Here is a 14,363-nt window from a genome sequence, read left to right as displayed (position 1 = left end):
TTTTATTAATTGATTGTAAATTATCTGGTTTAGTTGGTAATAAAACCTGTTCCCAAACTCAGAATCCAGAACCCAGAACTCTCAATCCTTTTTCTCTTCCGCCTCATGCTCTATGGCAGCTTTTACAAATGCCAGAAACATGGGGTGAGGCTTAATGACCGTACTGCTATACTCGGGGTGGAACTGAACGCCCACGAACCATTTGTTTTTTGGTATTTCCACGATTTCAACCAAGCCGGTGTCGGGGTTTATTCCGGCACTTATCATGCCTGCATCTTCAAATTGTTGCAGATATTCATTGTTGAATTCGTAGCGGTGACGGTGACGTTCATGGATCAAATCTTTCTGATAAGCCTTGGCCGAATTGGTATTGCTTTTCAATTCACACTCATACGCTCCCAAACGCATTGTTCCGCCTTTATCAGTTATGTTTTTCTGGTCTTCCATGAGGTCAATCACCGGGTTGGGTGTATTGTGATCCATCTCCCGGGAGTTGGGTTTCTCCAGTTTCAATACGTTTTGAGAAAACTCAATAACGGCACATTGCATACCCAGACAGATACCAAAGAATGGCACATCTTTTTCCCGGGCATAACGAACGGCAAGGAGTTTTCCTTCGATGCCCCGATGTCCGAAACCGGGAGCTACTAATATACCGTGAAGATCTTTTAATGTGTTTTCAACGTTTTCCTGATTGATGTTTTCCGAATGAATCAGCCTGAGTTCGACTTTGCGGTCGTTGTACGTTCCCGCATGGTTCAGGGCTTCTATGATTGATTTGTAGGCATCAGCCAATTCCACATATTTTCCAACCAGCCCGATTCTGATTGTTTTCTTTGCTGCCTTTAGCTTGCTCAGGAAGTTTTTCCATTCCTTAAGTTCAGGCTTACCTTCAATGGGGAGTTGCAATTTTTCCAGTATGATCTCATCCAATCCTTCTTCCTGCATTTTTACAGGAACTTCGTAGATGGAGGATACATCTATGGATTGGATGACCGCACGGCTGTCCACATTACAGAATAAAGCTACCTTTTTGCGAATATCGGCAGACAAATCATGTTCTGTACGGAGTACCAGTACTTCGGGTTGAACCCCGATTTCCAGCAGCGACTTCACAGAGTGTTGTGTAGGTTTTGTTTTTAGTTCGCCACTTGCTGCCAGATATGGAACCAGTGTGAGGTGAATGACCGATGCGCGGTGTCCCAGTTCCCACTTCAACTGGCGTACAGCTTCAATATAGGGCAATGATTCAATATCGCCTACCGTACCACCAATTTCTGTGATGACTACATCAAATTTGTGTTTACTGCCCAAAAGCTTGATGTTACGCTTTATTTCGTCAGTGATATGAGGAATAATCTGAACCGTTTTCCCCAGATAGTCACCTCTTCGTTCTTTATTTATGACATTTTGATAGATGCGTCCGGTGGTAACATTGTTGGCCTGCGAGGTGGGAACATTCAGAAATCGCTCGTAATGACCGAGGTCAAGATCTGTTTCGGCACCATCTTCGGTAACATAACATTCTCCGTGTTCGTAAGGGTTAAGCGTTCCCGGATCTACATTCAGATATGGATCCAGCTTTTGAATGGTTACCCGGTAACCACGGGCCTGAAGAAGTTTGGCCAGGGACGCCGAGATAATTCCTTTTCCTAATGAGGATGCAACACCTCCGGTTACAAAAACATAACGTGTATCGGGCACAATTCCACTATTTTAAGATTCAACGATCGAACTTTTTCAAAAATTAAAGCACAAAGTTAGCAAAAAGTACCCGGAATCTGTGTGGATAAATTATAAAATGAGGTACAGCAGTAAATCATCCACTCTTCCTTTTTTGATTTTAATCCATTAAATTGAATGGTGCTCATTTGTTTTTGAAACTCAAAATCCCCAACCCCGAACTTCAAACCCTCAACTCAAAACTCCAAACTCTCACTTCTCGATCTCTTCAATCAGATCCAGTTTTTCGTTGAGCATTTTGATGGTGCGTTTGCCGTTTTCTATTTTGTTGAGGAAATCGCGCACCAGGGCTTCAGAGCTTTTAGATTTTGCAAAAAAGCCGATGTTGTTTTCCCACAGGATGATGTCGCTTTCCAGTTGCTTAAGCTTGCCTATGATTTTGTTGCGCTCCTGGTTAATCCGATCATCGAACTGACCTTCATTCTGCCAGTTTTCCAGTTTGTTTCTGAATTTTTGGAGAGCCTTGTTGCTTTCGTCCATATTCAGGTGGTCGAAACGTGCATTAATCAGGTTACGGAATTCTTGGTTTATGCGATCTTTTTCTTTGATGGGGACGAAGCCAATCTCTGACCAACGGCGTTGAAACTCCTGAAGGGTGGTAAAACTTTTCTCATTGTTTTCACCCGGCTCGTATTGTTTTAGTTCTTCAATCAGTTCCTCCTTCAGCTTCAGGTTTTCTTCCTGAGCTTCATCCTTTTTGCTGAAGAATTCCGATTTTCGGTTAAAGAAATGATCGCAGGCACCTCGAAATTTCTTCCAGATAATATCTGAGTGTTTTCGCGGAACCGGTCCTGTCTCTTTCCACTTTTTCTGAATGCGGATCAGTTCATCCGTGGTGTTTTTCCAATCGGTACTATCCTTCAGGGATTCGGCTTGTTCCACAAGTTCATTCTTTATCTGAAGGTTGTTTTGTTGTTCGTCTTTGTACTGTTTGAAAAAATCACGTTTGTTGTCGAAGAATTTGTCACAGGCAGTACGGAACCGCAGGTAAATCTCCTGATTGTCTTTTTTGGGGGCGAAACCAATGGTTTTCCATATTTTTTGGATTTCGATGATGGCTTTGCTGTTTTTCTCCCATTCTTTGGGAGACTTAAGGTCCTGTTCCAACAAGGCTTCCACTTTTTCGCACAATTCCTGCTTGGCTTCCAGATTCTTTTGAAGCTGTTCCTTCAGGTTTTCATAGTGCTCCTGGTGTTTTTGGTTTAGCTTAACGGTAGTTTCGTGAAAACGTTCCCAGAGTTCCTCCTTTTTCTCTCGGGGTACCGGACCTGTTTCACGCCATTGATTGTGGTATTTCTGAAGTATCTTAAACGCTTTGACGATGGATGGTTCCAAAAGAAGCTTTTCTGCTTTTTCACAAAGTTCCAGTTTGGCTTCATAATTCTTTTTCAAATCCAGATCGCGGAGCTCTTTGTTTATTTTAATGTAGTTGTAGAAATTCTCCACCTGAAGATGATAATTTTCCCACATATCGTGGACTTCTCCCTGAGGCACGGAACCTATTTCCCGCCACCGTTGTTGCAGTGCCCTGAACTCGTCAAAGGTTTCGTGTAACGATTCCTGACGATTGGCAAGTTCCTTAATGCCTTCTATCACCTCATATTTGGCGACAAGGTTTTGCTTTTTCTCTTCTTCTTTTTTTGTCCTTTCTTCGTCACGTTTTTTGCGGTATTGCTGAATGGCATTTTGCATTTCGTCCGAAAGATTGTCGTGCGGAGGGGTAAATGCATCGGCCGGTTCGCCGGACGCCACAAAATCTGTTTTTAGTTTAGCCAGTTCGGCCGCACTTTTACGTTCAAACTCCTTGCGAATGGTTTCGACGTGATCTTTGATAGTGCCTGTCGGGAAATTATTGAGTAATTCATGGTATCGTTTGAGCAACTCTTCGCGTGTGAGTGCTCCATAATCCATGTCTTCCGGATGTTTGGATTTATCTGAATCCCTGGTTTCAGCTACCTTCTCCTCCTCCCCGGAGGAGTGTTCGGCGACTTCTTTCTCCTCCCGGTTGCTGGCTGAGGTCTCAATAGATTCTGAGCTTTCCTGTTCCGGTAAAGAATTTTCCTCTTTGGAGTCTGCCTCTTCGGAAACCGGATTTGACTCTTGCGGTAACTGCTCTTTTTGTTCTTCGGGTTGTTCGGGATTGTTGTCCTTTTTCTCCATATTTTCAGATTGTAACTCTGAATTCAAATTCATCTGTTCTTCAGATGATTTGTTTAGGTCGTTGGCTTCCATCTTTTTTTGTTTTAAAGATGCGACAAAGCTTGTTGGCTCTTATCACTAAAATGTTTCTACGAATCTATCAAATATACTGCAAACCTCAAATATTTTTACATCAAAATGAGCTTTTTACACTGTCCGGTCTAATTTATATAAGTGTCTTGCCCAATAAACATCCTAAAGAACAAGTTCCTCACAACCGAAAAAGTTAATTGATTTTCTTCTGCCTTCTTCCTGGCAAACTTCTACTTGCCAGTTTATCCCCTAAGAGCTATCAACTACTGACTATAACCTACTAAACAATCTATTGCTTTTGCTATCTTTGCAAAAAAGAAAATTCATGCGCATCGATATACTTACGCTGTTTCCTGCTATGTTTCAGGGACCATTCAGTGAATCTATCATTAAACGGGCTGTTGAAAAAAGGGCTGTGGAGATTTTTTTGCACGACATACGTGACTACAGTACCGATAAGCACAAAAAGGTGGATGACTATCCGTTCGGCGGTGGTGCCGGGATGGTTATGCAGATTGACCCCATTGCCCGTGCAATCAATAAACTTAAGGATGAACGGTCCTATGATCATATTCTTTTTATGACTCCTGACGGGCGTCGTTTTGATCAGCAGGAAGCCAACAGACTCTCTCTGAGTGGTAATGTCATTATTCTTTGCGGACATTACAAAGGGGTGGATCACAGGGTACGTGAGCATTTTGTTACCGGCGAGATTTCCGTGGGCGATTTTGTCCTTAGCGGGGGAGAACTGGCTGCTGCAGTGGTGGTAGATGCCATAGTGCGTGTGCTTCCCGGCGTTATTGGCGATGAAACGTCTGCGCTTACCGACTCCTTTCAGGACAATCTGCTGGCTCCACCTGTTTATACACGTCCTTCTGATTACAATGGATGGAAAGTTCCGGAAGTATTATTGTCAGGAAATGACAAGCTGATTGATGAATGGCGCGAACAACAAGCCTTTGAGCGTACCCGAAAATTGCGCCCCGATTTGCTGGACGATTGAAATCGAAAGGAGTAGCGAAATTGGGGCATGGAGCAGAGAGCAGGAAGATTAGGCATGAGAGGTGAGCTATGAGGGTTGAGGGTGCCTTATACGCTGAAGCTGGATTTCTGTCATGACCATGTATTAATCTGTAAACAAAATTTAGTACGGGGCAAGGCTGATTACTATTGGTTTGCCTTTTTCATCGACATAACCACTTCTGCCTTCTGCCTGACAAACGTCTGCCTTTTTTAGTCCTATTTCAGACAAATCTCCCGATACACACAATACTCACAATTTTTCTCATGGGTTGTCTGACGAAACGGAATTTTTTCATCAAACAACTCATCCAGCAACTGCCCCAGTCCATCCTGGTATTCATCTTTGGCCAACGCCAGAGTTATCGGTGATTTTTGTTGTCTTCCCTGCTGTAACCAGAGCGATGTGTCTGTGTCCGTAAAAAGTTTGCGCATCCAAACCACTCCCGGTTGAATTTTTTCAGGCGGAGTGCCCCGATTTTCCACCATCAGTGAATAAAGAAGGGTTTGGAAGGTTGCTTTAATTTTAGAGTGCTTGGAAGTATCAAAAAGGTCTTCAAATTTTGAAATCTTATTATCACCCTGGCCGGTTTTATAGTCAATCACCCTGGTGATGCCCTTTTTTTCGTCCAATCGGTCAATATTTCCTCCCAACCTGATGGTCTTGCCTGCCGGGGTGATGAAATCCATGTGTATGTTGCTTTCCAGTCCCTTAAGGGTGAAAGGTGCATTTTGTTTTTCACTTTTGAAGAAACCGGTTAAATAGCGCATCAACACTTCAAAAACCAAACTGTTCTTTCCTTGTAAGTCCACAAAAACACTTTTGTCTTGTCTGATGAAAGGGACATTCTTTGCAAATATTTTTTCCAGGGTAGTGGCAATCTTGTCAGGCTTGGCAATCTCATTGATTATTTCCGGGGTAACAACCTGATTCAGGAGAGGCTGATAGAGGGCTTCCACTGTTTGATGAAACAGATTTCCGAAAATGCGCGGATCCAGTTCTTCTGAAATATCCTCTGCCTCTTTGGCTCCGGCCAGGTATTTAAAATAGAATCGCAGGGGGCATTCTATATAAGTGCTCAGGGCACTTGGTGAAAGAGCTCTGGCGCCATCTTTAAAGTATTCGGAAAGCTGTTTTTTTACCTCTTCATTTTTTTCTGAGAAAATTTCCGGAGCCATTTTGGTTCCAACACTCTGAATATAGGTGTCATTCTGCACAACACCGGGATATTCATAATAGAGCTGATGCAGAAAACGGCTCATTTCGCCCGCCTGTCCTTTGGCGTCGGAAGATGCCCAGGCCAGGGTTACATTTTTTGCCCGGTGTATCAGACGATAAAAATAATAAGCAAAAATAGAATCCTGATTGTCGATGGTCGGTAATCCAAATCCCTTACGCAGATTATATGGGATAAAACTGTTCGGTGGAGCTGTGTGTGGAAATACCCCTTCGTTCATGCTCAGAATCACCAGATTGTCAAAGTCGAGTACTCTTGTCTCCAGAATTCCCATTACCTGAAGGCCGCTAAGTGGCTCTCCCCGAAAGGGGACAGTCTGGAAGTCTGCCAGTTTTCTAAACAGTCGGTGCCAGGTTTCGGGGGTTATCTTCTCAGTTTGAGCCGACAAGATTTCCCCCAGTCGTTTGATGGTAAGATATAAATGATAAACAAATTCCCGTTCCAGGTTGGCTTCAGGATTCTTTTTCAGATGCTGATAAACCATTTGAAGGACATTTTTCAGATATTCGGTAAGGTCCTCAGTGGTGTTGGTTTTTTTCAACAATCTGTCTGTCAAGTCATGCGCAGGGATATTGCTTTTTTCGATAAAGACCTGATTGGCAGCGATTAATTTGTTGACCAGTTGCCGGCCTTCCTTGCCCATGATGGTGGTGATATATTGGTGACGGAGCAATCCAAGCAAGTGGCGGTGATAAAACCAGGTTTTGCCTTGCCTGGTGGTTCGCATGGACTGCTGTAGCGTCATTAGGGTTTCTACCAGACCGTAGGCCGGAGTGTTTTTCAGAGGATATCCCAATGTTACATTGATCTTATCCCAGGCTTCCGGAATGGCATGTATTGCAGGCAGCATCAGTGCCTCATCGGCCAATACAAGGGCCGTTTTTGCATGTGGGGCATCTTCCTTGTCCGGACCTGCATTATTTTGAGGGGGTATCTGATTTAAAAACTCTGCGGCGATCTGAGTTTGCCCCAGATCGTTGGCTGCCGTCGCGATGGTAATTTTTTCCGGTCCGTCATGCTGTGGATTATCCCAGTCAGCAGGCATGGGGAAATCCAGAATGTTGCTTTTAATAAACCGCGCAGCTTCGTGTTCGCCTCTGATTAATCCCTGGTCCGATGACTGTACAGGGGCTTCCATAATCCATTGAGGGTAATCCCAAAAGAATGTGGCAATGCCTTTTATTTTGAGGTAATTGAGTAGTCTTTTCTCACAATTGTTAAGTGCATTCAGTCCGGCAAAAACAATGTGCTTATACGGAACCTCCCCAACAGTTTTGTCCTGTATTTTTTGTGCAGTCAATCGGAACATTTTTCCTTCATAGGCTTCGTTGTCGCGGTCGAGTCGTTCGTTGAAATGACGGTAAAGTTCAGGCATTTTTTCCCAGACTTCCAGAAATGATTTTTGGAGACGGGATAACTTTTCCGGGTCAAATGAACTCCAAAATGTTCGGATGGCTTCCACCTGATCGTCATCCAGGTGACTAAAATCGTCATCCAACGCTTTTTGATCCGCCAGATTCCTGAATAGTTGTTCAGGATCGGCAAGGTATTTATCGATGTCATCAAAATCCGCCAGACACATTTCTCCCCAGGGGATGAAATCATCCAGCGTTATATCCTTGTCCATTACTTCCCGGTACGAATCGTATAGTTTAAAGATGAGACTGATGTTATCGCTTACCGGGCGAGGTTCCAGCTTTCCGAAAAGATCGTTGATGGTTAATATTTCAGGCGAAAAAACCGGCTTTGGAGTCTTGTCGTTCAGGTATTGACGAAAAAAAACGCCCGCCCGGCGGCTGGGGAAAACAAAACAAAACTCAGATATATCTGTTAAATATTTTTGAAGATGATAATCGGCCAGTTGTTCCAGAAAAAATCGCATATTTAATGAAGTCTTTTTATTATTTATGTGTAATAATCAGGGCAGGCCTGATAGAAAGGTTGGGTTTATTATCATCAAAGATAAATGATTATTGGCTGATTTTAGCTATTAGTTCCCGTCAATAAAGTCGGGAAAAATTGTAATTGGAGCTGTGTCGGTTCAGAAAGTTGCGTTTGCAAGGCCTGGCATTTCCGAAAATGCGGAGTTTACCTGAGTAAATGAGTACTTTTCGGGAATGGCGTAACGAAGCAAACGGGACTTTATGGACAGACACTTCTATTAAGCATTAAATCTTAATCGGAAGATTAACAGTAAAACGCCATACAAACAGGAACTATGGACTCATTTTCGTTTGTCGGAAACAGCGACATTGAAGCGATAGAGAAACTCTACAAAGATTATCAACAAAACCCGGACTCTGTGGACGCAGGAATGCGTGATTTTTTCAGAGGTTTTGATTTTGCCCGGATGAGGTATGAAGAAGCCGTCCCGGGTCAGGTAAGCAAAGAATTTAATGTCATTAATCTCATTCACGGATACCGACAGCGGGGCCATCTGTTTACGGCAACCAATCCGGTGCGTTCCCGTCGAAAATATTTTCCTACGCTGGATGTGGAGAACTTCGGACTTGTGGAAGAAGATCTGGGAACAGTTTTTCAGGCAGGGAATGATATCGGACTTGGGGCTGTTCCGTTAAAAATTATTATTGAGCATTTAAAACAAACCTATTGTGGATCTGTGGGGGTTGAGTACCTCTATATTCGTCATCCCGAAATGGTGTCATGGTTAAAAACGAGGATGGAAGAGGTGCGCAATACCCCCTCATTCACAAAGGAAAAGAAACTGAGGATTTACAACCGGCTGAAAGAAGCTGTCGGCTTTGAGAATTTTATTCATCGAAAATTTGTTGGCCAAAAAAGATTTTCTCTCGAAGGAGGGGAGGTGCTGATTCCCGGGCTTGATGCTCTGGTTGAAAAGGGTGCAGAACTGGGAATTCGTGAAGTAATGATTGGGATGGCTCACCGTGGACGTTTAAATGTGCTGAGCAATATTCTTAAGAAACCCGTACGGGACATTTTTAATGAGTTTAATGGTGATCAATACGATGAAAGTATTTCGCTGGGTGATGTGAAATACCACTTGGGGTACGATAGCGAAGTGGATACTCTCTCAGGGAACCCGGTGAAGGTAAATCTTCTGCCAAATCCTTCTCACCTGGAGGCTGTTACTCCTGTAGTGGAAGGTCTTACTCGGTCGAGAGCCGAACATGCCTACAATAAAGATTTTAGTAAGGTGATTCCTGTCGTAATTCATGGCGACTCCGCTATTGCCGGACAGGGAGTGGTTTATGAGGTGGTTCAGATGGCACGCTTGAACGGGTATTCTACCGGTGGCTCTATACACATTGTCATTAATAACCAGGTGGGTTTTACCACCAATTATCTGGATGCCCGTTCCAGTACCTATAGTACAGACGTTGGAAAAGTAACCCGAAGTCCGGTATTTCACGTAAACGGAGATGATGCCGAAGCTATCGTATATGCATTGGAACTGGCAGTGGAGTACCGTCAGACTTTTCATGCCGATGTGTTTTTGGATATCCTTTCCTATCGTAAGCACGGGCACAATGAAGGTGATGAGCCACGTTTTACGCAGCCAACGCTTTATAAAGCTATTGCTTCTCATTCCAATCCCCATGATATTTATGCTCAGAAATTGCAAAAAGAGAAGGTGCTGAGTAAAAAGGATATTAATAATCTCCAAAAAGAGTATAGCGATGCTCTGGAATCAGAATTGGCTGAATCGCAAAAAACAGATGTGGTACATATTCGCCATTTTCTGAAAGATTTATGGAAAGAGTTTCGATACGCTGAGAAAAAAGATTTTGAGCAATCAACGGATACCGGGGTTGAGAAGGATGTTCTGCTGAAACTTGCTGAAAAAATCAATCATTTGCCCGAAGATGTTAAGTTTTTCAGGAAACTTGAAAAACTGGTAGCCGATCGAAAACAAATGGTAAAAGAAGACCGGCTCGACTGGGCACTGGGTGAACTTCTGGCTTATGCAACGTTGCTTCACGAAGGCCATCCTGTAAGGGTCAGTGGTCAGGATTCTGTCAGGGGTACTTTTGCTCATCGTCATGCCGGTTTTACGGTGGAGGATATGGCAGAATCCTATTTCCCTCTACAACACCTTTCTGATAATCAGCCACCCTTTAACATTTATAACTCACCGCTTAACGAATATGGCGTGTTGGGATTTGAATACGGCTTTTCATTAGGGGTTCCCAACGGATTAACCATCTGGGAAGCCCAGTTTGGCGACTTCTTTAATGTGGGGCAGGTGGTGATGGACCAGTTTGTGAGCTCAGCAGAGGAAAAATGGGGGTTGATGAACGGACTTGTAATGCTTCTCCCTCATGGGTTTGAAGGGCAGGGGCCTGAGCACTCCAGTGCTCGCATCGAACGATTCCTGAATCAGGCTGCCAACAACAATATGCAAGTGCTTAACTGCACCACTCCGGCAAACCTTTTCCATGCTTTGAGGCGTCAGCTTAAACGTGATTTCCGCATCCCCATGGTGGTGTTTACACCTAAAAGTCTGCTGAGGCATCCAAAGTGTGTTTCTAAATTGGATGATCTGGCAACCGGAGGTTTTAAGGAGATTATTGATGATGAAAATACCGACCGTGATTTTGTAAAACGTATTGTTTTCTGTTCCGGGAAGATATATTATGATTTGCTGGCCAGAAAAGAAGAACTGAATGCCCGCGACGTAGCCATTATCAGAGTGGAACAACTGCATCCGTTTCCTAAAAAACAAATTCTGGAGCTGGTTATGCAATATCCCAATGCGTTGCTTAATTTGTGGGTGCAGGAAGAACCTGAAAATATGGGCCCCTGGTATTATGTGGAAAACCAGATTCCAGAGTTGAAGCTGGTGCCTGTTGCTCGGTTGGCAAGCGCCAGCCCTGCTACCGGACTTAACGGTTTGCATGTAGTGGGCCAGAAAGAAATCATCGGTAAAGTGTTTAAAAAATGCCATTGTGAATTGAAAAATGATTATTGCGGCCTGCAGTGTGTCGAAGGAAAATCGCGTGCCGAAATTCTTAAGCAGCACAAATATTTTGAATCACCTCAGCGCTTTTCCATATAACCTTAGCGAAAAATGAAGGAAGAAACCACTAATCAATAATGTTATGATTGACATAAAAATACCGAGTCCCGGAGAATCTATTACTGAAGTGGAACTGGCGACCTGGCTCGTTTCGGATGGAGATTTGGTACACAAAGATCAGGATTTGGCTGAAATTGAATCTGACAAAGCCACCCTGATGCTCAATGCCACTGAAAGTGGAAAGATCTCTATTGAAGTGGAAGCCGGAACTACCGTTTCGGTAGGAGAGGTGGCTTGTCGAATTGATACCTCCGTGGAAGTGCCTGATGAACCTGAACAAGTGGATGAGGATGAGGTGGATGATTCTGCCGGCGATGAGGTTGAGACTGAGAAAGAGAAGGCTGAAGCATCCGAAAAGAAAGAGGATACTTCGCAGAAACAACCTGAGAAGCAGTCGGGTGATAAGACACAGCAAAATGACAAGGTCCGATCGACTCCTCTTGCACGGGAGAAAATGAAAGCGGCCGGTCTGTCAGTGGATGACATTGTTGCCGGGCTTAAAAAGCTATCGGTTTCTGATGTTGATGCAGTAATAGAGGGGATGTCGGCAACTCGGGATAATTCATCATCGCAGGAAATCGACAGGAGCGAACATCGTGAGAAGATGAGTCAGTTGCGTCGGAAACTGAGTCAGCGACTGGTAAGTGTGAAAAATGAAACTGCCATGCTGACCACTTTTAATGAGGTGGATATGTCAGCCGTAATGAAAACCCGGAAACAATACCAGAGTCAGTTTGTGGATAAGCATGGGGTGAAATTGGGATTCATGTCTTTTTTCATGAAAGCTTCGGCTCTGGCTCTGAAGATGAGGCCTAAGGTCAATAGTATGATCGATAAGGAGGAGATTGTGACTCCTCAGTATGTGGATATCTCGGTGGCTGTGCAAACACCCAAAGGACTGATGGTTCCGGTTATCAGAAATGTTGATAAACTTTCGCTTGCTGATATAGAAATAGAGTTGAAAAAGCTTGCCGAAAAGGCCCGGTCCGGAAAGATTTCCCTTGAAGAGATGAGTGGAGGGACTTTTACCATTACCAATGGTGGAGTTTTTGGCTCGATGCTGTCCACCCCATTAATTAATCCGCCTCAATCGGCTATCCTGGGAATGCATAATATTGTGGAGCGCCCTGTTGCGGTTGATGGAAATGTTGAAGTGAGACCGGTAATGTATATTGCCTTGAGTTATGACCACCGACTCATCGATGGGAAAGATTCGGTTGGGTTCCTGATGGACGTTAAGAAAATGCTTGAAAAACCTGAAGCATTCCTTTCCGGAGGAAATGATCCCTTGAAAGCGGTGCTGGAGCTTTAAAAAATATACCCCCAAAGACCAGGCGCTTTTTAGTGATATGAGCTCCACGGTCTTTGGGGATTTTTTTTAAACTACTGCCTACTAACGGTAAATTGAATGAGTAGTGGCAGATTGCGTGGTACTTTCCTGTTAAACCGCTACGCAGATTGAGCGGGCTACAAACTTTGATATTTGCCATATTTTCTGCCAATACTAATACAAAGGGTTAGACAATGTGGTTAACAAAATATATAGGTTCTTTTCTTATTGAACAATTGAGAAATAGGTTCTCTCTAATTGTATTTACTATGGGGTTATCCAATATTCTCGCTTCATCAGGACAATATTTTACACAAGCACAACATAACGTGCATAATTCACCGTTTGTTATAACTGTTTCTTGAATGGTTATAGCATTTGTAGGGCATGAGTCGACACAAATTCCGCATTGATTGCATCGATCATCATCTGTTCTTGGATGTATAGTTGCAGGTAATTGTTTACGTTCTTTATGGGGATAATTACCCGGTATATTTAGTTCTGAGAGCGAGTTTATATCTTTCAATTTTTCGGTTATCATCCTGGCAAAATCTCTACACTTTTCTAAATCTTGTTTATCAGGTCTGTTCTTGGCTATTGGTTTTTCATTCGTTGAAAATGAATGTTCTCCGATAAATGCAGCGCCGGCGATTATCTTAAATCCACAATTACTTGCAATTTCTTTAAGTTCTAAAAGTGAATCATCATAATCTCGATTGCCGTATACAACCACAATTACTACCGGCGATTGATTCGACTTAACCTTTTTTAGTGTCTCAATAGCTGTTACTGGCAAGCGTCCTCCATATACAGGGAGCCCAATTATAGTGAGGCAATTTTTAGTTGTTTTGGGAATTGATTTGGTCTTGTTTTCGGCAATATTATTTTCTGATATGAGTTTTAATCCTATATTTTGACCAATTTCCCTGACAATTTTTTGTGTCGTTTTTGTTGGTGAATAATATATCAGACTTAAGGTTTCCATTGTTTCTAATCCTTAATTTATTCATTGTATAATTGACTCCATTCGCACTCTTCATATTGCCTGACAACAAACTACTAACTACTGACTACCGGCTACAAACTACTGTCTATAATCTCATCTTCTTTATCGAATCCGGTTCAGTGATCTCACCAATGCTTCATCTTTCCCAATTCCCCGCAGAGCCAGATAGGTAAACACAATGGCTATCAGCGGCATTACCAACGGCCAGTTGAAAGATACTTCTGCAGCCCCCAACTCCTTGGCACCACTTTGGGCCAGATAATAAATCATACCTGACAATCCTAACTGAAGTCCCATATTTACAGCGCACAAACGAATTTGTATCATCCGTTTCTTATAGAGAAAAATGGTTATCAATGAGACTGCTGTAGTCAAAACTGTCAGTATGGTTAATGCCCACCCGGGAATCATCATTTGCATGGATCCATCGGCTTCAACCTGAAAAATCCCCTGCCAGTTGAGGCGATAAAGATCTTTCATATCAGCCATTTCGGCCATGGGGAAAAAGAAAAGGCTCCCTGTCAGCACTGCTGCAATCAGCAGGTAAACACTTTGAATTCTTTGTATCATGAATTTGTCTTTTTTTTGCAAAAGTAAAAATATTTGCGGTAACAGAGCGATGTCTTAAACTGGTTATTGACTTTTTCATAAATCATTCATAATTTGCATCACTGTTAGCCGGAAAGGGCCCCGGCTGCAATCCTTAAATTCTAACTCAACTCTTCGTTATGTCAG

The 14,363-nt window shown here is 43.1% G+C and carries 8 protein-coding genes; 3 read left to right on the top strand and 5 right to left on the bottom strand.

The genetic code is table 11. From position 1 onward, the window contains the following. Positions 1 to 81 precede the first annotated feature (81 nt). Complete coding sequence (locus tag W7W_RS0110450) at positions 82 to 1,704, bottom strand: CTP synthase (RefSeq protein WP_010663717.1); 1,623 nt, start codon at positions 1,702 to 1,704, stop codon at positions 82 to 84. Positions 1,705 to 1,935: 231 nt separating this feature from the next. Then, positions 1,936 to 3,975: a DUF349 domain-containing protein gene (locus tag W7W_RS0110445; RefSeq protein WP_010663716.1), complete on the bottom strand. Its 2,040-nt coding sequence runs from the start codon at positions 3,973 to 3,975 to the stop codon at positions 1,936 to 1,938. A gap of 325 nt (positions 3,976 to 4,300) precedes the next feature. On the opposite strand from W7W_RS0110445, the gene trmD reads away from it, so the two are divergent. After that, entirely contained in the window at positions 4,301 to 4,978 is a 678-nt protein-coding gene (gene trmD / locus W7W_RS0110440) for a tRNA (guanosine(37)-N1)-methyltransferase TrmD (protein WP_010663715.1), read from the top strand. A 236-nt stretch (positions 4,979 to 5,214) separates the two neighbouring features. Here the strand turns inward: trmD and W7W_RS0110435 are convergent, their stop codons facing one another. Next, complete coding sequence (locus W7W_RS0110435; protein WP_010663714.1) at positions 5,215 to 8,115, bottom strand: PD-(D/E)XK nuclease family protein; 2,901 nt, start codon at positions 8,113 to 8,115, stop codon at positions 5,215 to 5,217. A gap of 336 nt (positions 8,116 to 8,451) precedes the next feature. Here W7W_RS0110435 and W7W_RS0110430 point away from each other — a divergent pair, with 336 nt between their 5' ends. After that, entirely contained in the window at positions 8,452 to 11,271 is a 2,820-nt protein-coding gene (locus W7W_RS0110430; RefSeq protein WP_010663713.1) for a 2-oxoglutarate dehydrogenase E1 component, read from the top strand. Positions 11,272 to 11,314: 43 nt separating this feature from the next. Continuing rightward, positions 11,315 to 12,604: a 2-oxoglutarate dehydrogenase complex dihydrolipoyllysine-residue succinyltransferase gene (gene odhB / locus W7W_RS0110425; RefSeq protein ID WP_010663712.1), complete on the top strand. Its 1,290-nt coding sequence runs from the start codon at positions 11,315 to 11,317 to the stop codon at positions 12,602 to 12,604. Between the two features lie 205 nt (positions 12,605 to 12,809). Here odhB and W7W_RS0110420 read toward each other — a convergent pair whose 3' ends face one another. Next, positions 12,810 to 13,607 carry an EFR1 family ferrodoxin gene (locus W7W_RS0110420; protein ID WP_010663711.1) on the bottom strand — a complete coding sequence of 266 codons (798 nt, stop codon included), beginning with the start codon at positions 13,605 to 13,607 and terminating at the stop codon, positions 12,810 to 12,812. A gap of 123 nt (positions 13,608 to 13,730) precedes the next feature. Further along, positions 13,731 to 14,198: a DUF4293 domain-containing protein gene (locus W7W_RS0110415; RefSeq protein ID WP_010663710.1), complete on the bottom strand. Its 468-nt coding sequence runs from the start codon at positions 14,196 to 14,198 to the stop codon at positions 13,731 to 13,733. Positions 14,199 to 14,363: the final 165 nt, after the last annotated feature.

The sequence above is a fragment of the Marinilabilia salmonicolor JCM 21150 genome (assembly GCF_000259075.1).
GTDB classification, from domain to species: domain Bacteria; phylum Bacteroidota; class Bacteroidia; order Bacteroidales; family Marinilabiliaceae; genus Marinilabilia; species Marinilabilia salmonicolor.
This window is presented reverse-complemented; position numbering and strand designations above follow the sequence as displayed.